The sequence below is a fragment of the Suttonella sp. genome (genome assembly GCF_056855035.1).
The window spans coordinates 1-21,679 of record NZ_JBXGGR010000058.1 but is presented as its reverse complement, the minus strand read 5'-3'; the positions used below and the strand labels follow the sequence as shown (position 1 = coordinate 21,679).

Sequence of the window (21,679 nt, the reverse complement as noted above, 5' to 3'; positions counted from 1 at the left end):
GGTGTACACGGTGGTCGCTGTCGCCTTGTCTTATTTCTATTTTAAGCGACTATAGCTTTCGGCAATTGAGAATATTGTATTTCAGAGGCTTAACATTTTTGGTATAGATGATTTTGATTTTGAGAAACGGTTTCATTATAATTTTTTCATTTATATTGTCATTTTTTTCTGTTTTTGCCTTTTTATAAGGACTTAATCATGTTTCCAAAAGCCTTGCCTTTATTAAGCGCGGCATTAGCCGCTGCCGTTTCTTCCGTCTATGCCCAAGAAGCGCAAGAGATTCAGCTGCGTACGGTTCTCGTATCGGCAGAGCAAGAAAAAATTGCGCAAGAATATCGCGGTCGCGAGGATATCAGTCGCGAGATGATTAACAATACCCGCGATTTGCTGCGCTATAGCGCCGATGTCGGGATTGCCGATAACGGACGGCATTTGAAGGGATTTGCGATGCGCGGCGTGGAAGGCAATCGCGTCGGCATCAGTATTGACGGGCGTGAATTTGCCGGATTCGGAAGAAAATTCTCTCTATAACCGATACGGCAATTTTAATAATTCGCGCTTAAGGATTGATTCAGAATTGGTGCGCGGGATTGAAACGGTAAAAGGGGCGGATAGTCTCAATAACGGCAGCGGTGCTTTAGGCGGCAGCGTGAATTACCGCACCCTCAATGCGGCGGATATTATCGATGAGGGCGCATTCGGCGGCATTCTGCGTAGCGGCTATGCCGATAAAAACCGCGAATGGCACAATATAGTCGAAGAATTCAAAAAGAGTTACAATTTGAACACATCTCGCCATACTCTCTGCGCTACCTGTTAGCAGCATTGCTGTACCACTTTTTCATTTCTTTTACTATACGCTGGGCTTTGCTTGGCAGACCGATGCAAAATAGATGCACTGCTGCTTTACTCGCAGCGGCGTGGGCATGAAATGAAAAGCGAGGGCGATACTATAGTCAAAGAATTCAAAAAGAGTTACAATTTAAACACATCTCGCCGTACTCTCTGCGCTACCTGTTAGCAGCATTACTGTACTACTTTTTCATTTCTTTGACTATAAGATACCTGGGGACAACCATTATGGTAATTCGCAAACCAGTCCCGATCCTTCCAAACATCGCAATCACAGCTATTTGGCGAAATTCAATTGGCAAATCAATCCCGAGCATCGCCTAGGGTTTGCCCTTAACGGGCAAGACAGCCATCGTTTTACCGATGAACGTTCTTATAATCTCTATCCCAGCGCTTGGCGCGAAGCCGATGATGAGGGCAAGCGCCTTAATGCCAATCTTTATTATGAATGGCTGCCGTATGCAGATTATTTGGCGACCTTGCGCGGCGACATTGATTATCAGCAAACGGATTTAGCCGCTGTCAATCATAAAGGTGGGCGCGATTGGCAAAGCGATGAGAAACGTTTGGACGAAATTTTTAACCGCCGCATGCAAACCGAACATTGGCGTTTGCGTTTAAGCGGCGAAAGCCAAACATTGCCTAGCGCTGTCGGCGAACATAACCTCTCATTCGGGCTTTTTGCCGCCCGACGCGATTTTAAAAACATCAATACCGATACTATTGGCGTGGGCGAGTCTTGGGAAAGCCGCAATACCTATACCATTCAATACCCTGTGCGCACAATGCAATACGGCTTTTTCCTGAAAGACCATATCCATTTAAATGAGGTTTGGTCTGCAAGATTGGGCATTCGCTATGATTATGAAAAACTCAGTCCGCGCGAGCTGAATGTGCCTTGCAGTAAGCCTTGCATGGAAGAGGGCAAATTAGCCGCTAATTCCTTTGCCAATTGGAACGGCGAACTGGGTTTGCAGATGCAGGTAAATGAGGATTGGCGGCTGGCGTATCAATTTAGTACGGCGCACCGCGTGCCGACCGCCTCGGAAATGTATTTTACCTACACCAATGCTTACGGCTCATGGGAAATCCAATCCTGCCTTAAAAGGGGAGCGCAGCAGCAATCATGTCTTCAACATACATGGCGAAAATCAGCTGGGCGCGCTGGATATCGATGTCTACCACAGCCGCTACCGCAATTTCCTCTATGAGCGGGGAAGCATTATCGAAAAAGAAAATCCCGACTATGCTTCATGCTACTGGTACGGCTGCCAACGCATCTATCAAACCCCCGTGCAGCAAATGGTCAATGTCGATAATGCCGGCATCAGCGGCATTGAAATCGGCGGACATGTGAATCTTCATGCGCTCAATGAGCGGATTCCCGATGGCTTTAAGGCTTCCGTTTTGGCGGCGTATTCGCGCGGTAAAGTGGGTAACGGCACGGATATGCTTTCCGTGCAGCCTTTTAAAGCGGTAATCGGCTTGGATTATGAGCAGCCCGACGGGCGCTGGGGCGTTTTCTCGCGCCTCAGCTATATTGACGGCAAAAAAGCGAGCGAAGCAAAAACCTTAACGACCGAAAGCAATGGTCGCCAATTAAGCCAAAGCATCAAAAGCTATCCCTATTTGAGCAATAGCGCGACTTTGCTGGATGTGTTCGGCTATTACCGCCCGATAGACGAGCTGACTGTACGCGCCGGCATTTATAATATTTTTGACCGCCGCTACCATACTTGGGACGCACTGCGAGGCATCAATGCCTATAGCACGACGAACAGCGTGGATTCCGCAGGCATAGGCTTGCAGCGCTATTATGCGCCCGGTCGCAATTTCGCCTTGTCTTTTGAATACCGTTTTTAAGAAGCATCATCAAGCGCTATAGTCTAGGAATTGAAAAAGTATTAGGGATTTGGCTCGCCTTTCCATAAACTATTGTACTGTCAGCGGTTTGCTGCCTTGTACTACTTTTTCACTTCTCCGACTATCAAATACAGAATTGCTCCGTACTTGCCGCTTGATGATTTGGGAAAATTTCTCAATTAGCGTTTTTTAGCGCAGCGTCACCAATTCTTCCGCGCTGGTCGGATGAATAGCGACCGTATCGTCAAAATCGACTTTGCAAGCTCCCATTTTGACCGCTACCGCAAAGCCTTGCAGCATTTCGTCCACGCCGTCGCCAATCATCTGAATGCCGACGATTTTTTCCTGCTCGCCTTGGCAGATTAATTTCATCAGCGTTTTGGGCTTGTGGGCGGCGAAAGTGCGCGCCATCGGCGTGAACTGCGCTTTATAGACCTTAAGCGTATCACCGTATTGCGCCCGCGCTTCACGCTCTCCCAACCCCACCGTGCCAATCGGCGGATGGGTAAACATCACGCTCGGCACATTCTCATAATCCAATTTGGCTTGGCTGTCGCCTTTGAAAAGACGTGCGGCAAGGCGGCGACCGGCGGCAATCGCCACCGGCGTCAAATCGATTTTGTCGACCACATCGCCAATCGCATAAATACCCTCCACATTGGTGTTTTGATAATCATCGACTTCAATCACGCCGTTGTTTTGCACGGCAATGCCGGCGGCGGCAAGATTCAGCGCATCCGTCGCAGGGCGGCGGCCGGTCGCCCAAAGCAGACAATCGGTTAGGATGTTTTCGCCGTTATCCAATTGCACTTCAAGTTGTCCGCCTTGTTTTTCAATCGCTTTTACATTGGCTTCGCGATGAATTTTAATCCCTTGTTCCTGCATAGCATCGGCAAGTGTGCCGCTGATGTCTTCATCCAATTGACGCAGCAAGTGCTTGCCGCGAATCACAATCTCCGCCTGACTACCCAATGCCTGCATCACGCCTGCAATCTCGCAGGCAATATAGCCGCCGCCAATTATCAGCATATGCTGCGGCTGCTGCTCCAAAGCAAAAAAATCATCGGAAGTAATGCCCAATTGCGCTTGAGCAATCTCGGGAATACTCGGCGCGCCGCCAACCGCGATAAGAATATGTTTGGCCTGATAGCGTTTGCCCTCGACTTCCACCGTTTCTTTATCGATGAATTTCGCTGCGCCGCGAATTAAGCTCACACCTGATTTTTCGAGATTTTTCTCATAAATACCGTTTAAGCGCGCAATATAGGCATCGCGTTCCTTTTTAAAGCTCGCCCAATCAAAAGCGACGGATTCGGGTTTGGCAAAGCCGAAGAGCGGCGCATTATGCAAAGCCTCGGCAGTATTGGCGGCATACCAAAAGAGTTTTTTAGGCACGCAGCCCACATTCACGCAAGTACCGCCGACGCGCGCTTTTTCAATCAGAGCGACTTTCGCCCCATACTCCGCCGCACGTCTTGCCGTCGCCACGCCGCCGCTGCCGCCGCCAATACAAATTAAATCAAAAGTTTCTGCTGTCATTATGCGCTCCTAAAAAAGAATGCATTATAGCTAATTTAAGCGTGGAAACTGATTAATCATAATGTTATCTGGTTAAAAATCCTTGCCAATTTCAATAAATATATTCTGCTCAGCTGCTTGATCATAAGCAAAATGATTGCTGCGCTGCCGTTTCCATTGATAAGTTAGGCGCGGGGTAAAGTTTTGCCAATGCCAATCACGTTTCCATAGACTGAGATTTAATCCGTAACGCTCATCTTGACGCTGAATTTGAACAAAGTCTTTTTCTGCATAGTCTTTTTTTAAAGCATGTATTTGTATCATGCTTGAAATACCTTGCTGCCATTCTTTTCCCCAGCCTAAACGTAGTCCATAATAGTCATAAGCATTACTTCTATCTTTAGCGGCCTCCTTACCTAAGTCTATACCAAAGGTAAAGTATTGTTTTATATCTGGACGATATAATAAGGTATTTCCTAAGCGCTGGCTAATGCCATCTAAATGTTTACGCGTAAAAAAACGGTTATCGGCAATTTCATAATTACCGAACCATTTCCAATGTTCGTTAATTTGCCAATTCCCTTGTAGGCGTAAACCATTACTATAGGAATAGCTGTCGTTGCCATAAAATCTCCGCTCATGAAAAGGGAGTATACCCCATTCATTTTTGCTGTTTTTCCACATTAGACCTATGCTGCTACGTAGTAATAAATCATCGTATTCATGTTTTTGCCAAAAAGTTTTACCATTTGCGAAAGCAGAAACGGCTAAATACCAATGCCCATCTAGTGACCAGAGTTTATCTGCCGATAAGCCATAAGCTAATCCATAAGCTTTTTCAGGCGGTGCGAATTTCCAAGCACCGACTTGCTGTTTTACAGGACTACCATTGATATTACGCTCCATCAAACCATGTGCATGAAAGTTGAATTGCCACTCTAGCTGCTTAGCAATGCCTGCTTGCAGGTTTTCTATTGTTTTCCGTATTTCTGGCGGTAATTCTTCATTATTTAATTGTGTAAATTGCTCATTAGCAGCAGCTAATTTCTTGTCTGCTAAAAGAGATAAAGCCAGTTGAAAGCGAACGGGGGAAGAATTAGGATAAGAGGTTAAAATTTCTTCGTATAATTGAACCGCTTCTTTAGGATTTTCTTGTAAAAAAAATAGCATTGCCTGTCCATACTTATAAAGCATTTTGTCTTTTTCCGGAAGCTGTGCATATAATGGCAGGAGCAATATCAAAGCAGACTCATCTTGTAAAGTGATAGCGGAATTTAATGCTTGAGTAAGCAATACAGGTTGGGCAAGCAATTCTTGAGAAGTCATATTTTGTTCCTGTATTACAGTTGATTGTTTCTCTTCTGTCTCTTGCAATAATTCAAGCGTATTTTTTGAGAGATGAAAAGTTGGCCGTTCATCGGGGGAAAGAGGTTCAACAGATTGTGAATATATGGAAGTAGATAAAAAAACTGTAGTAAGTATCAGTGCTTGAGAAAAGATTCTTAGAAAAAACATAAAACCTCTTGGCGGTAAATATAGACACATATTTGTGAGATTCTTCAATTTATTGATTTTGATGAAGAATAAATTAATTTGTCATGTATAATTCAAAAATACCAAACAAAAAGAAAGCGGATTTATCCGCTTTCTTTAATGATAAAAGGTACTTGTTACTTTCTTATGTCACCTCTTGTGCCACCGAATGAGCCCATAAACTCAAACTCTCTATTTTGACCATGATAAACACCGCCAATTTCTGATGCTTGCGGACCATAGAATCTACCTTCTACATTTTCGAGGTCATAGCCTATGCCAACTACGCCAGTAAAGCTAGAGCCTTCAATTTTAGCTGGAAATGAACGTACATAATCTCCACTTCTAATTGTTCCATCAATCAATTTATTAGCAAAATCTACTTGTGCTGTGAAGGTTCCTTGTCGTTCATAGCCCTTATCAGTAGCTGAATTATGTCCTACTTCAAAAGATTCACCGTTATATGTCGCTATACCTGATGTTGGCATATCCGATAATTTGGTAATTTCGCCAAAACTGTAAAGGTAAGGGATTTCTGATAACTCAACTTTGCCGAAAGAAGAATAAGATTGTGGGAAATTTACAGCATATTTAGCTGTTGGAACTAGAGAAATAGTATGTCCATCAACAGAAATACTTGTACGCGTATTACTTGTTAATATACGAGGAGAGGAAGAATCTGCTGGCAATAACAGACCTTCGTTTTTAGCAGTATTGCCACCAGTATTGCCACCAGTGCTGCCACCAGTGTTGCCACCAGTGTTGCCACCAGTGTTGCCACCAGTGTTACCGCCAGTGTTGCCACCAGTGTTACCACCAGTGTTGCCACCAGTGTTGCCACCAGTGTTGCCACCAGTGTTGCCACCAGTGTTACCGCCAGTGTTACCGCCAGTGTTACCGCCAGTGTTACCGCCAGTGTTACCGGTTGAGCCTGAAATATTTGAATCTGTTAAGTTGCTTTTATTACTGCTACTACCACAAGCGGCTAAAGTTATTGATAAGACTAAAAGTAAAAGTGCTTTTGTCTGCATGATAATGTCTCCATAGAATTAAAAATAGGCTTTGAAATTGAGACCTTCTAGACTTTTGTAAAGTTTCCATATTCAACACATTTTTACAGCTACCTTTCAAATATATCTATATTCTTGATGTGGCCTTTGTAAACTGTATCCACATTTGGCTTTTAGATATAGCTTAAGGCTAGTTTCATCCAGATAAATAATGGGATGAAGGTCTCTTCTTGTATTTTAGGCTAAAAGTACAGGGCATTTTGTCTGAAAAGTTGACATTTTTATCCCTTATCGTCGGAGAAGTGGAAAAGTAGTATAGTTAAGGAATTCAAAAAGAGTCACAGTTTAAACACATCTCGCCGTACTCTCTGCGCTACCTCTTAGCAGCATTGCTGTGCCACTTTTTCATTTCTTTGACTATACAGGGCGGCGAGTTGCAGACGGCACAGAAATTACAGTGATGTGAGCCAATATTACAGGGGTAAATTATTGATTATAATATAAAAATAATATAATACTTAGAAATAAAGTTGAATAGGCAACTAAGATTGGCGATGTATGTCGCGCAATTGGCGGCGTTCGCGTTTATCCGGTCTTTGCTGCGGGTATTCGACTAAAGCGCGTGCCTGTTGCTGCAATGCGGCGAGTTTTTCGCGTCTTGCTTGGCTTTCGGCGCTTTCTTCATAGAAAGTGGCGGCGATTTTGGCAGCAGGGCGGCGCGTTTCCAATGCCAGTACGCGCACGGTATATTCCTGCGTCGGGGATTTGTGAATGTCGATGATGTCGCCGATTTGTAGCAGGCGCGCGGGTTTGCAGCGCGTACCTGCGACTAAGATGCGTCCGTTTTTAATCGCGCTGACAGCTAATTGGCGGGTTTTGAAAAAGCGTGCCGCAACGAGCCATTGGTCGATGCGGCAATGCGGGCTTTCCTGCATTAAGATTCTTGCGCGGCAGGGCTGTCATTGCCGCGTTTTTGCTGCTGCTTGTCGGGCAGGTTGATGTTCAGCACCAGCGCTTCCGCTTCGCCGTCGCGTTCGATATTGGTTTCAATATCTTGCGGCTCGATGTGAATGTATTTGCGCACCACTTCCAAGATTTCGCGCTTCATTTCTTCCATGAACAGCGGCTGCTCGTTAGGGGCGGAAATGCGTCCGTCGCGTTGATGCGCCACGATGATTTGCAAGCGTTCCTTCGCAATTTGCGCGGTATTGCTTTGCTTTTTGAAAATATCTAAAAATCCCATGCCTTAGCTCCCGAAGATTTTGGAGAAAAAGCCTTTTTTCGGAGCTTCTAAAAAGCGGTGCGGCAATTTGTCATTACCTAAAAGACGTTCGACTAAATCGGAATAGGCTTGTCCTGCCGCGTCTTCACTGGCGAGAATAACCGGCGTGCCGCTGTTGGAGGCATTGAGTACGGCTTTGCTTTCGGGAATCACGCCCAGCAGTTTGACTTTCAGAATGTCGATGATGTCTTCAACGGAGAGCATTTCGCCGATTTCGACGCGCTCGGGGTTGTAGCGTGTGATGACCAGATGTTCTTTAACCGGTTCCTGGCCCAATTCGCCGCGGCGCGATTTGCTTTGCAATATGCCTAAAATGCGGTCGGAATCGCGCACGGACGAGACTTCCGGATTGGTGGTGATGATGGCTTCGTCGGCATAGTAGAGCGCCATCAATGCGCCGTGTTCGATGCCGGCGGGGCTGTCGCAGATGATGTATTCAAAGCCCATGCTTTTGAGTTCTTCGATGACTTTTGCCACGCCGTCGAAGGTCAGGGCATCTTTGTCGCGGGTTTGCGAGGCGGCAAGGATGTATAAATCGCTGACGCTTTTATCTTTAATCAGGGCTTGGCTTAAATTGGCTTCGTTTTGAATGACGTTGACGAAATCATAGACTACGCGGCGTTCAACGCCCATAATCAAGTCCAAATTGCGCAGACCGACGTCAAAATCGATGACGACGGTTTTATGTCCTTTCAAGGCGAGTCCGGTAGCGATGCTGGCGCTGGTGGTGGTTTTGCCCACGCCGCCTTTTCCAGAGGTAACAACGATTACTTTTGACATATTTTTTCTCTCTTATTCAGTAAAGCGGCGCATTATAGCGACACAATCAACATGGTTTCATCTTTATTGAGCGTGACCAGACAATTTTTACTGCCGCGATAGGGGTCTAATTGCTCGAAGTTTTGATAGCTGCCGGCTATCGAGACGATTTCCGCATCAAAATCATTGGCGAAAATATGGGCTTCGTCATTGCCTTGCGCACCGGCAAAAGCACGACCGCGCAGACTGCCCAAGATATAGACGTTGCCGTCGGCGATGACTTCCGCACCCGCCCCGACCGTGCCGATGACGGTCAAATCGCCGCCTTGCGCGTACACCCGTTGTCCGGAGCGGACATTGCCGCGCAGGATTTTATTTTGCGCGGCGAGCGGCGGCGCGATTGCCGCAGCAGACGGGGGAAGGGCGCTAGCGGCAGCAGTTTGGGGTTTGGGGCTTTTTTCGGCATTGGGCTGAGGCTTTGCCGCTGCGCGAATGTCATTGATTTCAAATTTTGCCAGTCCTTGCGCGGCAATCTCCGCTTCTTCCAGCGAAGTGCCGCTGATGCCGACTAAACTGAGTTTATGTTGGTTAAATACTTGTTTCAATTGTGCAAAGTCACGCATTTCGCCCTCATTGATGCGGCTGCAATCCGCTACAATCGGCATGGCGGTAAAAAAATCCGGCGGCGCATGCGCGAGCTTTTCTTCAAGAGCGGCAGCAATGCGGCTGAAATCGGTGCTGTCTAAATACATTAAGGTGATATTTGCGCTGTAAGATTTGGATTCTAAACTGGGCATTGGTCTGTCTTTAATTCATAAGGGCTTCGATGCGCGCATGATAGCTTGCAGCGGGGCTTTACTCAAGGAATACCGCTGCTAGGGCGCCTGATATTCGCGCATATCGCGGTGCTCGATTTGCAAACTGGGAAAATCCGCTTGCAGGGCTTTGCCGATGCCTTCGGCAACATAGACGCTGCGATGCTGTCCGCCGGTGCAGCCGATGCAGATATTGAGATAGGCGCGGTTTTGATTTTGCACGAATTGCGGCAGCCAGTTCTGCAAATAGGCGGCGGTATTGGCGATGAATTGTTGCGGCTGCGGCTGGGCATCGAGCCAGTCGATGATAGGCTGCTGCGTGCCGCTGAAGGGGCGGATATCGGCTTCCCAATGAGGATTGGGCAAAAATCGCACGTCAAAAATAAAATCCGCATTGCTGGGAATACCGTGTTTGAAGCCGAAAGATTGGATGGTCAGCATCAATTGCGGCGCCTGCGTGGACAGCAGGCGGATGATTTTTTCGCGCAATTGCGCGGCATTGTAGGTGCTGGTATCGACGATAATATCCGCCAGATTATTCAGCTCGCCCAAGAGGCGTTTTTCTTCTTCGATTGCCGTTAGCACATTGCTTTTTGCCTGATTGCCGGTATGCAGAGGGTGGGGGCGGCGGCTTTCATTGTAGCGGCGGACAAGGGTCTGATTATCTGCGGTTAAAAAGAGAATTTGCAGGGGATAATCGCGCTTGAATTGCTTGAGTTGCGCGGCAAGATTGACAATTCCTTGGGGATTGCGCGCATCTAGGGCGACTGCTACCGGCTGATGATGCCGGCTAGCAAAATCGCGTAGAAAAGGCTCCAATAACAGAGTGGGCAAATTATCCACGCAATAGTAGCCGATATCTTCCAAGGTGTTGAGGGCAACGGATTTTCCCGCACCCGCCAAGCCTGTCACAATTAACATTTTTCCTCCATGTGGCAACATTGGGACGCGCATCAAGCCTCGTCCTAAACTGTTGTGATGTTATCCGAAAGCCTCCGCTGTCGATTGCTTAATCGCGTGGGAGGCTTGATGAAAAAGCCCGCACGAGCGGGCAGGGTAGTTTTACTGAATGCGTTTGTATTTGATGCGATGCGGTTGGTCGGCTTCATCGCCTAGGCGGCGTTTGCGGTCGGCTTCATAATCGCTGTAAGAGCCTGAGAAAAATTCCACATGGCTGTCGCCTTCAAAGGCCAGAATATGGGTGGCGACGCGGTCTAAGAACCAGCGGTCATGCGAAATAATCAAGGCGCTGCCCGGGAAGGCCAAAATCGCTTCTTCCAAGGCGCGCAGGGTTTCTACGTCTAAATCGTTGGTCGGTTCGTCGAGCAATAAGACGTTGCCGCCGCTTTTGAGCAGTTTCGCCAAATGCAGACGATTGCGCTCGCCGCCCGACAAATCGCCGACGAATTTCTGCTGGTCCGCGCCTTTGAAGTTGAAGCGTCCGATATAGGCGCGGCTGGGAATGGTATAGTTGCCGACGATGATATTGTCCAAGCCGTCGGAGACTTCTTCCCACACGGTTTTCTTGTCGTCCAGCGCATCGCGGCTTTGATCGACGAAGGCGAGTTTGACTGTTTCACCGATTTCAATGCTGCCGCTATCGGGCATATCGCGACCGGCAATCAGGTTGAATAAGGTCGATTTACCGGCACCGTTGGGGCCGATAATGCCCAAAATCGCGCCCGCCGGCAGATTGAAGCTCAGGTTTTCATAGAGAATCTTATGCTCGAAACCTTTGGCGAGATTATCGGCGATAATCACTTTGTCGCCCAAGCGGTCGCCGACAGGAATATAGATTTCCTGTGTTTCCGCGCGTTTTTGGAATTCTTTGCTGGATAACTCGTCAAAGCGTGCCAAACGCGCCTTGCTCTTGCTTTGGCGGCCTTTGGCATTTTGGCGCACCCATTCCAATTCTTGTTTTAAGGCGCGGCGGTGGGCGGATTCTTGTTTTTCTTCGATTTCCAGACGTTTTTCTTTCTGTTCCAGCCAAGAGGAATAATTGCCCTGCCAAGGAATGCCTTGTCCGCGGTCGAGTTCCAAAATCCAGCCAGCGACGTTGTCTAAGAAATAGCGGTCATGCGTTACCGCGACTACCGTGCCGGGGAAGTCGTGCAAATAACGCTCCAACCAAGCGATGGATTCGGCATCCAAATGGTTGGTCGGTTCGTCTAAAAGCAGCATGTCGGGATTGGACAGCAACAGACGGCATAATGCCACGCGGCGTTTTTCCCCGCCGGAGAGCGTACCGGCTTTTTGCTCCCAAGGCGGCAAACGCAGAGCATCGGCGGCAATATCCATGCGTCGCTCATTGTCATGACCGCCGCCGGCGGAGAGTTTGTTTTCCAGCTCTGCTTGTTTGGCAGCTAATGCTTCGAAGTCTGCATCCGGCTCTGCATAGGCGGCGTAAACGGCATTTAATTCTTCTTGTACGGAAGCCATGTCGCTCATCGCTTCTTCCACGATTTCACGCACGGTTTTTTCGGGGTCGAGCTGCGGCTCCTGCGGCAAATAACCGATTTGAATATTCGGCTGCGGACGTGCTTCGCCGATGATATCGGTGTCCACGCCTGCCATGATGCGCAGCAAAGTCGATTTACCTGCGCCGTTTAAACCCAAAATGCCGATTTTGGCACCAGGGAAAAAAGAAAGGGAAATATCTTTTAAGATATGCTTGCCCGGCGGCACAACCTTGCCCACACGGTTCATTGTAAATACATATTGGCTCATAGCTCTTTGAGATTAAGGAAAGATAGCGGTATTCTATAAGACCTGTTAGGAAATACCAAACTTCTATGACCGCGAACAAATTCAATGCTTATATCCGCCTGATGCGTATTGATAAACCCGTCGGCACCCTGCTGTTGGCATGGAGCAGCCTGTGGGGATTATGGCTGGCGGGCGGGGGGCAGCCGCCAGCGGCGGTTTTTTGCATCATCATGCTCGGCACATGGACGATGCGCAGCGCCGGCTGTGCTGTCAATGACCTTGCCGACCGCCGTTTTGACGGCAAAGTCAAGCGTACGCACAGCCGTCCCCTTGCCACCGGCGAATTGAGCGTCAAAGAAGCCTTGGCTGCCGCCGCCTTGATGCTGTTTTTGAGCTTGCTCTTTGTCTTGCAATTGAATTGGCAATCGCTTGTGCTTGCCTTTGCCTGCGCGGCGGTTGCCATTATTTACCCTTTTTGCAAACGCTTTTTGCCCACCCCGCAGGCGGTCTTGGGTGTAGCGTTTGCCAGCGCGATTTTGCTGGCGCATACCGCGATTTTGGGGCGCATCACGGCGGCGGGCTTTTTTATGTTTCTCGGCAGCGTGTTTTGGGCATTGGTCTATGACACTTACTACGCCCTTGTCGATAGAGATGACGATATTCCGCTGAATCTGCATTCTTCCGCCATCTTCTCGCAGGGCTTTGAACGGCGTTTTATTGCGCTGATGGCGGCGGCGATGCTTTTATGTCTTGTGATAGCCGGCATTTTGTCCGGACTCGGCGCTTATTATTACCTCGGGCTGCTCGCCGCAGCCGCCTTGCTGGCGCAAGAGCTGTATATGACGCGCCGCTTAGATCGCGAAAGCTGCTTTGCCGCCTTTCATCATAATAATTGGGTAGGTGCGGCGATTTGGGGCGGCTTGATAATTGAATTTTTGCCTTAAATATTGTTCTGCAGAGATACAAAAAAATCGAATATAGTCGAAGAATTGTTTATTGCTCGACTTTCTATATTGCTAGAGAATTATTCTGCAAAAATTATCTTGAGATAAGAAATAAAAATTAGCAAGCCGATGCCCTGCATCGGCTTGCTTTTGCGTGATGATTTAGGATGCTTGCGTTTTTCGCTGTTTCTGTAAGAGAAAGAGGCCGATAGCAATCACAAGTCCAATCATATCTGTGAGGATGCCGCCATAAATCAATACTAATGCGGCAATAAGCAGTATTGCGCGTTGCCATTGTGCCAAATGCCCGAAGTAGTAGCCTTGCACTGCGGCGGATAGCAGGAACATGCCGAGGCTGGCGGTCAGCGCCACATGGAGGATTTCCATTGTGCCGCCTTGCATGAGCATGGCAGGGCTGAAGAAGAACATGAAGGGCACGATAAAGGCGGCTAAGCCGATTTTAAAAGCGGCGACAGAGGTTTTCATCGGATTGTCGCCGGATATGCCGGCAGCGGCATAGGCGGCAAGAGCAACCGGCGGCGTGATAGCCGACATCACGGCAAAATAGAAGACAAAGAAATGCGCAACCAGCGGCGAGATGCCGAGATTGATAAGCCCCGGAGCGACGACGGAGGCGGCGACCGCATAGGCGGCGGTAGTAGGCATGCCCATGCCGAGCAGGATGGATATGCACATGGCGAAGAACATGGCAAGCAGTTGGTTGACGCCGGCTAAGTCGAGGAGCAGAGAGGAAAAGCGCGCGCCTAAGCCTGTGAGCGAAATCACGCCGACAATCAGACCTGCGCAGGCGCAAACGGCAATGATTTGAATCGACATGGTGGCGGAGAGTCGCAGGGCTTCAAGAATGCTGCGGATGCCCATGCGGTGCGGCGTAAACCAGCTGACGACGGCGGCGGCAAGGGTGGCGAGCGTGCCGGCGCGGATGACGGAATAGCCCATAAAGAGGGCGTAAATTAAGATGAGAATCGGCGCAAAAAGAAAAACTTGTTTGATGAGCTTCTGAAATTGCGGGATTTCTTCTTTACGCATGCCGCGCATGCCGTTTTTCTGCGCTTCCAAATCAATCATGAAATAGATGGAGAGAAAATACAGCGCGGCAGGAATGAGGGCGGCGATGGCAATGTCGCGGTAGGGAATGCCGGTAATTTCCGCCATAATAAAAGCGCCTGCGCCCATAATCGGCGGCATGATTTGTCCGCCGGTGGAAGCGGCGGCTTCTACCGCACCGGCGCTGCGGGCGGAATAGCCGACGCGTTTCATCAAAGGTATGGTCAGCGAGCCTGTGGAAACAACATTGCCGGCGGAAGTGCCGTTAATCATGCCCATGAGTCCCGAGGCGAATATGGCGACTTTGGCTGGTCCGCCGCGGGCGCGTCCGGCTATCGAGAAGGCGAAATTAACGAAATAGTCGCCGACTTTCGAGGCTTGCAAAAAGGCGGCGAAGATAATGAATAAAATGATGTAGGTCGAGGAAACGGCGGTGGTTTGCCCGAGTACGCCGATATCAGTATAGACTTGGCTGAAAAAGCGTTGGACGGATAAGCCGGGGAAGGCGAGTACGCCGGGCAGGTATTTGCCTAAGAAGACATAGAGCAGGAATATCACGGAAATGATGACTAAGGCGCTGCCCGCCACGCGGCGCGTGAGTTCCAAAATCAGCAATGAGGCGGCAATGGCGGCATAGGCGATGCCGACCGGCGCAAAGGGTGTACCGGTGGACATGCGCAGGTTGGAATTGTAAATCAGCAGCAGATAGACGGCGCTGGCAATGCTGGCAAGAATCAGCACGCCTTCGACCAAAGGCATTTTTTCGCGGCGTTTGTGGGTCAGCCAAGCCAAGACGATTGCGGCGGCGGTGGCAAAGACTAAGGGATAGCCGAAATGATAGGTTTCAACCACCGGCGCGATGCGTTTGGCGCCATTGGCAAAGGCACGCCACATCCAAAAAGTGCTGCCGAGCGCGTATAAGACCGGCAGATAGAGGGCGGCGGCAAGGAGGTTGAATAGTTTGCGGCTTTCTTCTGCCGCGCTTTCGGCAAAGCGGTTGCCAGAGAATAAAATAAAGCCGAGGATTAAAGCACCCGTGATGTGCAAAATACGGTATGACCAAGTTTCAATCGGATAAATATTGAGCACAATCAGATGAAATGCCGCATAGAGAATGCCTAGGGCGGCAATCAATCCTATGTGCCAGCCTTGATAAAGGCGGCGGTTGCTTTCGATGACTTCGGCATCGACGTCTGTGGCTAATACGGGGGCGATAGGGGCTTCGCTGCCGCTGTGTTGCGGGCTGTGTGCTGTGTGGGTCATGGAAATCTCGCAATACGGTTTTAATAGGAAAAACAAGCGACCGAAGCCGCTTGTTTATGATTTTGCTATTTATTTCTTATAAATCAGCTCGGGACTGATGGCATAGCCGTTTTCCGTAAACCAACGTGCGGCACCGGGGTGGAAGGGCAATACGTTGTTCTTAGATACGTTTTCCGGAATAGAGGTTTTGGCACTGTTGTGAATGGCGACCATACGCTCATTGTTTTCCATAGTGATACGCGTGGCTTCATAGACCAATGATTCCGGCAAATCGCAGGCGGCAATGGCAAAATTCCACATCGACACCGCTTTGGCGTCTCCGTTCAAAGTCTTATAAGTATCGGCGGGAATGGTAAAGGCGGAAACTGGGAAATTATCCGTAATCGTTTTCAGCTCTTCGTCGCTTAAGGTCAGAATATTAATTTTCGTCTGTACCTCTAATTGCGTAACCGCCGGCACGGGCACGCCGACAGCAAAGCCGATCATGTCAATCATGCCATCTTGCAATTGTCCGGACAAATCGCTCCAGCTACCGTTGCGGCGTTCGAATTTTGCCCCGAGTTTTTCCAGCATGGCAGGGAAATACACATCAGCGGTTGAGGCGGCAGGCCCGAAGCCGATTTTGGCATTTGCCGGAATTTTGCTGATCGAGTCAATACCGGAAGAAGCTAGGGTAACGATAGAGAAGGGCGTTTCATACATCGGGAACATGGCGCAGACATTATCCATCGGCATACCCGGTGCTAAGGGGCTGTCGCCTTTAATCGCTTCTGCCGCCGGACCTAAGGTGGTCAAGCCGAAAGCCATTTCGCCGGTATGGACTAAAGCCAGATTTTGCGTCGGCCCGCCGGTTACCTCCGCTGCGCCCGTTATGCCCAATTCATTGGCAATCAAGCCTGCCCAACCGGAGCCGTAAACGAAGAAGGTGCCGCCTTGGCTGGCGGTGCCGACGGTAAAGCTTTTCGGCCAGCCCGTGCGGTCAATTTCCGCTTGGGCGCTTACAGTGGCGGTAACAGCTAAGCTTAGGGCTAGGGTTTTGAAAATTTTCATGTGATGTCCTCTATATTGTTTGCAAATTCTTGGCAAATTGCGCAAGCGACTAGAGTATTACGCAAAAATGACATTCCTGCAAGCAGAAATTGAGGGAATATGATGTTTTTATGAGTGTTTAATGCAGAATTGTAGTTTTTATTGAAGATACCGAATAAAAATGCTCATTTTTTGCCATTATTGAGAAAGAAAATGAGCTTGTGTTTATCTTTTACGATGCGGCGTAATCTCTGGCGCCGAAAATGGCGCTGCCGACACGCAGCAAAGTGCTGCCTTCTTCAATCGCGATTTTCATATCCGCGCTCATGCCCATAGACAGTACGGCGAAATCGCTGTATGCGCCGTATTTATCCTGCGCAGCAATTTGCAATTGCCGCAATTGGCGAAAGCAGGCGCGGACGGCTTCTTCATTGTCCGTATTGACGCCGATGGTCATCAGCCCTTTAATCGAGAGCCGCTCAAATGCGCGGACGGCATCGATGAAGTCTAAGGCCTGTTCGGGAGCGATGCCGCTTTTCGAGTCTTCGCCGGAGGTATTGACTTGAATGAGAATATCCAGACGGCTATCGACAAATTCCAGTCTTTGCTGCAATTTTTCCACCAGTTTGAGACTATCGACCGATTGCACGCAGCTGACCAATCCAATCACGTCTTTGACTTTATTCGTCTGCAAATGCCCGATGAGATGCACTTGATGCGGCATATCGGCTAAGGCGGCGGCTTTGCTTTGGATTTCCTGCACTTTGTTCTCGCCCAAAAGCGGATAGCCGGCGGCAATCGCTTCGCGGATTATTTCTGGCGCAACGGTTTTGCTGACCGGCATCAGCGTAATACTCTGCGGATTGCGGTCGCAGTCTGCGGCAATTTCCTGAATTTGCTGTTGAATGGCGGCTAATTTGGCGGCAATCAGACTAGACATCGGCGCCTTCCTCTTCCTCTTGCTGACAATCGGCACACAGCCCTGCCAGCACTACCGGCGCATGCGAGAGCGCAAACTGATGTTTGGCACAAAAATCAATCAATTGATGAATTTCCTGATTGGCGGCGATTTCCGTGGTTTTGCCGCAGCGGTGGCAATTGGTAATCAGGCTTTGATGCTCGTGCTCGAAATCGGGGCAGAAGACAAAGCCGTTCAGCGATTCCGTGCGGTGCAAAATGCCCATTTCCACCAGAAAATCCAAGGCGCGATAGACAGTCGGCGGAGCGGCATTCCCGCGCAATTTCTGCAATTCGTTCAATAAATCATAGGCTTTGACAACGTAGGGATAAGACAGTATCAAACGCAGCACCTGTTCGCGGATAGTGGTCAGGCGCGCACCGCGTTTTTCGCAATGCGCGCGGGCGGCGGCAAGGATGTGATCAGCATCGGCAAGATGTAAAGTCATGAGTTATCTTCTCGGTTAAGGGTGTAGCAGAATAGTAGCAGATTTGCCGCTTGGCAAAAAGGCGGTAAAAATACCGCCTTTTTCTTGTGAAGTTAATAGCCTAAGGTTGCCGCATCCGGAATGCGCGGATCAGATGCGCCGTAAAGCCCTTGCGGCGTAATCATAATCGATTGAGTCGAGCCCATTGCCGCACGACGCTCGACTTTATGCCCCATGCTTTCCAACAAGCGGATGGTGTCGTTATTCAAGGCATGTTCGACGCGGATTTCATCCGGCAGCCATTGATCGTGAATGCGCAGGGCATGCGTGGCTTCGGCGATATTCATTTCATGGTCGATGACATTGACGATGACTTGCAGCACGGTAGTAATGATACGGCTGCCACCCGGCGTACCCGTAACCAAATAAGGCTTGCCGTCTTTCAGCACAATGGTCGGACTCATTGAAGACAGCGGACGTTTGCCGCCCTCCACCGCATTGGCATCGCCGCCGATGAGACCGTAGCCGTTCGGCACGCCGGGTTTGGCGGAAAAATCGTCCATTTCATTATTGAGCAAAATGCCCGTGCCGTCCGCGACTAAGCCCGTGCCATAGCTGAAATTGATGGTATAGGTATTGGATACCGCATTGCCGTCTTTATCGACCACGGAATAATGCGTGGTTTGGTCGCTTTCGTAAGGCTGCGGCTTGCCGGGTTTAATCTCGGCGGAAGGACGCGATTTCTCAGGATTGATTTGTCCGCGCAATTCTTCGGCATAATCTTTGCTGATGATGCCTTTCAGCGGTACTTTCACGAAATCGGGATCGCCCAAATATTCCGAGCGGTCGGCATAGGCGAGTTTCATGGCTTCGCTCATATAGTGGATGGTCTGCGCGGTATTATGTCCGCTGGCTTTCAAATCATAGCCTTCCAAGATATTTAGGATTTGAATGATATGCGCACCTCCGGAAGACGGCGGCGGCATGGAAACGATTTCATAGCCGCGATACTGCCCTTTGACCGGTTCGCGTTTAATCGCCTGATAGTTTTTAAAATCTTCCACACTCATCAAGCCGCCGGCTTCATTCACCGCTTTCACGATTTTCTCCGCCGTTTCGCCCTCATAAAAACCTGCCGCGCCTTTTTCCGCAATCAGGCGTAAAGACTGCGCCAAATCAGGCTGTTTGAACAATTCGCCGGGTTGCAAAACATTGCCGTCCTCGCGGAAAAAGATTTTGCGCGTGCTTTCCCATTTGCCTAAACGTTCTTTCAGGCCATTAAGAGAATTTGAAAATTCCGGCGTAACGATAATGCCGTCCGCCGCCAATCTAATCGCCGGCGCCAATACCTGTTCGCGGCTCATGCTGCCATGCTCTTCCAAAGCTTTGAGTAATCCCGCAACCGTTCCCGGCACACCTACCGCCAAGCCGTGAAAACGCGATTTTTCTTCCACCGTATTGCCCGCTTCGTCCAAATACATATCGCGGAACGCCTTGGCAGGCGCCATCTCGCGATAATCCAGCGCGATAGTCTCGCCTGTTTTGGCATCGTAAATCATCATAAAACCGCCGCCGCCGATATTGCCTGCGCGCGGCAATGTAACCGCCAAGGCAAAGCCGACCGCCACCGCCGCATCAACGGCATTACCGCCTTGCTGCAAAATTTCCAAACCGACTTGCGAAGCCTGCTCTTGCTGCGAAGCCACCATGCCGTTCGCCGCCCATACAGGCTGATGAATGGCATTTTCAGAGAAAATGGCATCGCTATAAACGGGTTTTAAGACCTGTGCAGTAGTTCTGGCGCTGACAAGGGCAGATTGCGTAGCCAGCAACAGTGCTGCCGAAAGCAGCGTGGTTTTACGGGTAAAAATAGCTGTCATCGATATCCTCTTTTACTTTATGCACGCACAATTGCGCGGCAGCTATGCTAATGTTTTTTTAATGTGTAGGCAAAGCCTTTTTTTTTGCAAGCGGTTTTTTTCTTGTATAAATCCGGGCTTAATTTTAGTATATGCCCACATTTTTCTATTCCTAAAAGGATGTTAAATATGATGGCTTATGTACGTGTGTTAGGGCTGAGTTTGGCGGTAGCGGCAGCCGCTCAGGTTTGGGGGCAAGCGGCAAATGACAATTGGCTGGATAGCAGCCATTCTGCAGTCCAAGATACTTTGCAGCATACTGCCGACGGGATTAACAGTTGGTTCGGTCCTGCCGAGGACGGCGATGCGCGCGTAAAACTGCGCGTAATGTTGGATAATCGTTGGAATGAATATGACGGCTATTCTTTACGCCCGCGAGTGCGCGGCAGCGTGCGTTTGCCGGCTTTGGAAAACCGCCTGAGCGTAGTGTTCGGTGATGAACGCTTGGAATACGAGCAAAGAAATCCTAATGACATCATGGCGGAATCGCGGCATTTGAGAGATGGTCGCCGTTTTAATTTTAATGAAACCCGCCGCGATAATTCCTCGCTTGGGCTGAATTGGTCGGCACCCAGTAAAGACAAAGGCTTTGATGCCGATTTAGGCGTGGGCATTCGTTCCGGCGGCGATATTTATGCCCGGGCAAAAATGAATAAAACTTGGTATCACCACAACGACTGGCAGACCTTCGGCGAAGTGTTTTACCGCTATGGTTTGAAGAGCAAACATTATGTGCGCGGCAATTGGGATTTCAGCCATGTGCCGGCTAGCGGAATTATTCTAAGCAATCAATTGCATATTGATTATCGTCATAGTGACGACGAAGAAGGCTGGGGTTGGGGCAACAGTGTGTCGCGCAAGCATATGACAGGGCAAGATACGTGGTTTAACTACGGCGTATATGCCGGCGGCAGTTTTGAAGATAATCACGCTAAGCTCAATACTTACGGACCCTTTGCCGGTTTGCGGATGAATGTGTATCGCAATTGGTTCTTTGTGCAGCCTGAAATCACTTATTACAATGATAAAAAACAAGATCGCGATCATCATTTAGGCGCGATGCTGCGCTTAGAAGCGCAATTTTAAATACAGAGCGGCGTATGCCGCTTTTTCTATGATGTCAGCATTATCCCCTTCGCGAGACGAGTATTGGATGCGCCATGCCCTTGCGCAGGCAGAATTGGCTTTTGCCGCCGGCGAGGTGCCGATCGGCGCCGTTATTGTGATGCATGATGAAATAATTGCCGCCGATTACAATCGTACGATTAGTAACTGCGACCCCAGTGCGCACAGTGAAATCTTAGTGTTACGCGCCGCGGCGCAGCATATCGGCAATTATCGTTTGGCAGATGCCAGACTGTATGTCAGCGTCGAACCCTGCATTATGTGCATGGGCGCAATGATTCAAGCGCGCCTGCCGGCCTTGATTTTTGGTGCCTATAATCAGAAAGGCGGCGCCTGCGGCAGTGCCTATGATCTTAGCCGCGAGCCGGCCTTGAATCATCATCTGCATGAGGTCAAAGGCGGCGTATTGGCGGAGGAAAGCCGCGCCTTAATGCAGGCTTTTTTCAGTCAGCGACGCAAATAATCATGGCTCTAGACTAGCAGAATCACTCTGTTAGACTAGAAAAATGAGATACAACAGTAAATTAAGCACATATCAGCTCAAAAAAATTATTCGGCACTTTTGTGCCGATATTGAAGCCTCAAAAATCGCTTTGCTGACTGGTTTT

19 protein-coding genes and 1 pseudogene are annotated in these 21,679 nt (G+C 49.2%); 6 read left to right on the top strand and 14 right to left on the bottom strand.

Features of this window, described 5'->3' with window-relative positions; genetic code table 11:
- Positions 1–198 precede the first annotated feature (198 nt).
- The 3 genes and pseudogenes from ACJHVI_RS05510 to ACJHVI_RS05500 form a co-directional block, all read left to right on the top strand.
- Positions 199–751, top strand: a pseudogene (locus ACJHVI_RS05510) (TonB-dependent receptor plug domain-containing protein); the annotation flags it as partial.
- Between the two features lie 382 nt (positions 752–1,133).
- Positions 1,134–2,063, top strand: coding sequence for a TonB-dependent receptor domain-containing protein (locus tag ACJHVI_RS05505; protein WP_483183651.1), 930 nt, complete (start codon positions 1,134–1,136; stop codon positions 2,061–2,063).
- Positions 1,990–2,715, top strand: coding sequence for a TonB-dependent receptor domain-containing protein (locus ACJHVI_RS05500; RefSeq protein ID WP_483183660.1), 726 nt, complete (start codon positions 1,990–1,992; stop codon positions 2,713–2,715). Before ACJHVI_RS05505 ends, ACJHVI_RS05500 begins: the two co-directional genes overlap by 74 nt.
- A gap of 189 nt (positions 2,716–2,904) precedes the next feature.
- On the opposite strand, the gene gorA is transcribed toward ACJHVI_RS05500, so the two are convergent.
- The 9 genes from gorA to ettA form a co-directional block, all read right to left on the bottom strand.
- Positions 2,905–4,254, bottom strand: a complete 1,350-nt coding sequence (gorA, locus tag ACJHVI_RS05495) for a glutathione-disulfide reductase (RefSeq protein WP_483183650.1) — start codon at positions 4,252–4,254, stop codon at positions 2,905–2,907.
- A 72-nt stretch (positions 4,255–4,326) separates the two neighbouring features.
- Positions 4,327–5,748 (bottom strand): surface lipoprotein assembly modifier, encoded by a 1,422-nt coding sequence (locus ACJHVI_RS05490; RefSeq protein ID WP_483183648.1) that lies wholly within the window; start codon positions 5,746–5,748, stop codon positions 4,327–4,329.
- A 155-nt stretch (positions 5,749–5,903) separates the two neighbouring features.
- Positions 5,904–6,797: a transferrin-binding protein-like solute binding protein gene (locus ACJHVI_RS05485; protein WP_483183647.1), complete on the bottom strand. Its 894-nt coding sequence runs from the start codon at positions 6,795–6,797 to the stop codon at positions 5,904–5,906.
- Positions 6,798–7,318: 521 nt separating this feature from the next.
- Positions 7,319–7,711 (bottom strand): RNA-binding S4 domain-containing protein, encoded by a 393-nt coding sequence (locus tag ACJHVI_RS05480; protein ID WP_483183646.1) that lies wholly within the window; start codon positions 7,709–7,711, stop codon positions 7,319–7,321.
- Positions 7,711–8,019 carry a cell division topological specificity factor MinE gene (minE, locus tag ACJHVI_RS05475; RefSeq protein ID WP_115219133.1) on the bottom strand — a complete coding sequence of 103 codons (309 nt, stop codon included), beginning with the start codon at positions 8,017–8,019 and terminating at the stop codon, positions 7,711–7,713. The genes ACJHVI_RS05480 and minE overlap by 1 nt, the downstream gene beginning before the upstream one ends.
- Before the next feature lie 3 nt (positions 8,020–8,022).
- Positions 8,023–8,838 (bottom strand): septum site-determining protein MinD, encoded by an 816-nt coding sequence (gene minD / locus ACJHVI_RS05470; protein WP_483183645.1) that lies wholly within the window; start codon positions 8,836–8,838, stop codon positions 8,023–8,025.
- A gap of 32 nt (positions 8,839–8,870) precedes the next feature.
- A complete protein-coding gene (gene minC / locus ACJHVI_RS05465) occupies positions 8,871–9,614 on the bottom strand; it encodes a septum site-determining protein MinC (protein WP_483183644.1) in 744 nt (247 codons plus the stop codon).
- 78 nt (positions 9,615–9,692) lie between these two features.
- Positions 9,693–10,553: an RNase adapter RapZ gene (gene rapZ / locus ACJHVI_RS05460; protein WP_483183643.1), complete on the bottom strand. Its 861-nt coding sequence runs from the start codon at positions 10,551–10,553 to the stop codon at positions 9,693–9,695.
- Positions 10,554–10,694: 141 nt separating this feature from the next.
- Positions 10,695–12,359 carry an energy-dependent translational throttle protein EttA gene (gene ettA, locus ACJHVI_RS05455; RefSeq protein WP_483183642.1) on the bottom strand — a complete coding sequence of 555 codons (1,665 nt, stop codon included), beginning with the start codon at positions 12,357–12,359 and terminating at the stop codon, positions 10,695–10,697.
- Positions 12,360–12,424: 65 nt separating this feature from the next.
- On the opposite strand from ettA, the gene ubiA reads away from it, so the two are divergent.
- Positions 12,425–13,282, top strand: coding sequence for a 4-hydroxybenzoate octaprenyltransferase (gene ubiA / locus ACJHVI_RS05450; RefSeq protein WP_483183641.1), 858 nt, complete (start codon positions 12,425–12,427; stop codon positions 13,280–13,282).
- A gap of 162 nt (positions 13,283–13,444) precedes the next feature.
- Here ubiA and ACJHVI_RS05445 read toward each other — a convergent pair whose 3' ends face one another.
- The 5 genes from ACJHVI_RS05445 to ggt all read right to left on the bottom strand — a co-directional run bounded on the left by ACJHVI_RS05445 (position 13,445) and on the right by ggt (position 19,907).
- Complete coding sequence (locus tag ACJHVI_RS05445; protein WP_483183639.1) at positions 13,445–15,613, bottom strand: TRAP transporter permease; 2,169 nt, start codon at positions 15,611–15,613, stop codon at positions 13,445–13,447.
- A gap of 69 nt (positions 15,614–15,682) precedes the next feature.
- A complete protein-coding gene (locus ACJHVI_RS05440; RefSeq protein WP_483183638.1) occupies positions 15,683–16,663 on the bottom strand; it encodes a TAXI family TRAP transporter solute-binding subunit in 981 nt (326 codons plus the stop codon).
- A 211-nt stretch (positions 16,664–16,874) separates the two neighbouring features.
- Positions 16,875–17,582 (bottom strand): YggS family pyridoxal phosphate-dependent enzyme, encoded by a 708-nt coding sequence (locus tag ACJHVI_RS05435; RefSeq protein ID WP_483183637.1) that lies wholly within the window; start codon positions 17,580–17,582, stop codon positions 16,875–16,877.
- Complete coding sequence (locus ACJHVI_RS05430) at positions 17,575–18,048, bottom strand: transcriptional repressor (protein ID WP_483183636.1); 474 nt, start codon at positions 18,046–18,048, stop codon at positions 17,575–17,577. The genes ACJHVI_RS05435 and ACJHVI_RS05430 overlap by 8 nt, the downstream gene beginning before the upstream one ends.
- 92 nt (positions 18,049–18,140) lie before the next feature.
- Positions 18,141–19,907, bottom strand: a complete 1,767-nt coding sequence (gene ggt / locus ACJHVI_RS05425; RefSeq protein ID WP_483183635.1) for a gamma-glutamyltransferase — start codon at positions 19,905–19,907, stop codon at positions 18,141–18,143.
- Positions 19,908–20,075: 168 nt separating this feature from the next.
- Between ggt and ACJHVI_RS05420 the strand changes: the two genes are divergently transcribed.
- Both ACJHVI_RS05420 and tadA read left to right on the top strand, forming a co-directional pair.
- A complete protein-coding gene (locus ACJHVI_RS05420; RefSeq protein WP_483183634.1) occupies positions 20,076–21,032 on the top strand; it encodes a hypothetical protein in 957 nt (318 codons plus the stop codon).
- A 28-nt stretch (positions 21,033–21,060) separates the two neighbouring features.
- The gene (tadA, locus tag ACJHVI_RS05415) at positions 21,061–21,534 is read left to right on the top strand and encodes a tRNA adenosine(34) deaminase TadA (RefSeq protein ID WP_483183633.1); all 474 of its coding nucleotides are present in this window, start codon (positions 21,061–21,063) and stop codon (positions 21,532–21,534) included.
- Positions 21,535–21,679: the final 145 nt, after the last annotated feature.

What these genes read in the sequence shown, in the direction of transcription:
- ACJHVI_RS05445 (WP_483183639.1), bottom strand. Translation starts at nt 15,613, where the DNA reads ATGACCCACACAGCACACAGCCCGCAACACAGCGGCAGCGAAGCCCCT.
- ACJHVI_RS05490 (WP_483183648.1), bottom strand. Translation starts at nt 5,748, where the DNA reads ATGTTTTTTCTAAGAATCTTTTCTCAAGCACTGATACTTACTACAGTT.
- ACJHVI_RS05435 (WP_483183637.1), bottom strand. Translation starts at nt 17,582, where the DNA reads ATGTCTAGTCTGATTGCCGCCAAATTAGCCGCCATTCAACAGCAAATT.
- rapZ (WP_483183643.1), bottom strand. Translation starts at nt 10,553, where the DNA reads ATGTTAATTGTGACAGGCTTGGCGGGTGCGGGAAAATCCGTTGCCCTC.
- minD (WP_483183645.1), bottom strand. Translation starts at nt 8,838, where the DNA reads ATGTCAAAAGTAATCGTTGTTACCTCTGGAAAAGGCGGCGTGGGCAAA.
- ubiA (WP_483183641.1), top strand. Translation starts at nt 12,425, where the DNA reads ATGACCGCGAACAAATTCAATGCTTATATCCGCCTGATGCGTATTGAT.
- minE (WP_115219133.1), bottom strand. Translation starts at nt 8,019, where the DNA reads ATGGGATTTTTAGATATTTTCAAAAAGCAAAGCAATACCGCGCAAATT.
- ACJHVI_RS05485 (WP_483183647.1), bottom strand. Translation starts at nt 6,797, where the DNA reads ATGCAGACAAAAGCACTTTTACTTTTAGTCTTATCAATAACTTTAGCC.
- ACJHVI_RS05440 (WP_483183638.1), bottom strand. Translation starts at nt 16,663, where the DNA reads ATGAAAATTTTCAAAACCCTAGCCCTAAGCTTAGCTGTTACCGCCACT.
- gorA (WP_483183650.1), bottom strand. Translation starts at nt 4,254, where the DNA reads ATGACAGCAGAAACTTTTGATTTAATTTGTATTGGCGGCGGCAGCGGC.
- minC (WP_483183644.1), bottom strand. Translation starts at nt 9,614, where the DNA reads ATGCCCAGTTTAGAATCCAAATCTTACAGCGCAAATATCACCTTAATG.
- tadA (WP_483183633.1), top strand. Translation starts at nt 21,061, where the DNA reads ATGATGTCAGCATTATCCCCTTCGCGAGACGAGTATTGGATGCGCCAT.
- ACJHVI_RS05480 (WP_483183646.1), bottom strand. Translation starts at nt 7,711, where the DNA reads ATGCAGGAAAGCCCGCATTGCCGCATCGACCAATGGCTCGTTGCGGCA.
- ACJHVI_RS05430 (WP_483183636.1), bottom strand. Translation starts at nt 18,048, where the DNA reads ATGACTTTACATCTTGCCGATGCTGATCACATCCTTGCCGCCGCCCGC.
- ettA (WP_483183642.1), bottom strand. Translation starts at nt 12,359, where the DNA reads ATGAGCCAATATGTATTTACAATGAACCGTGTGGGCAAGGTTGTGCCG.
- ggt (WP_483183635.1), bottom strand. Translation starts at nt 19,907, where the DNA reads ATGACAGCTATTTTTACCCGTAAAACCACGCTGCTTTCGGCAGCACTG.
- ACJHVI_RS05420 (WP_483183634.1), top strand. Translation starts at nt 20,076, where the DNA reads ATGATGGCTTATGTACGTGTGTTAGGGCTGAGTTTGGCGGTAGCGGCA.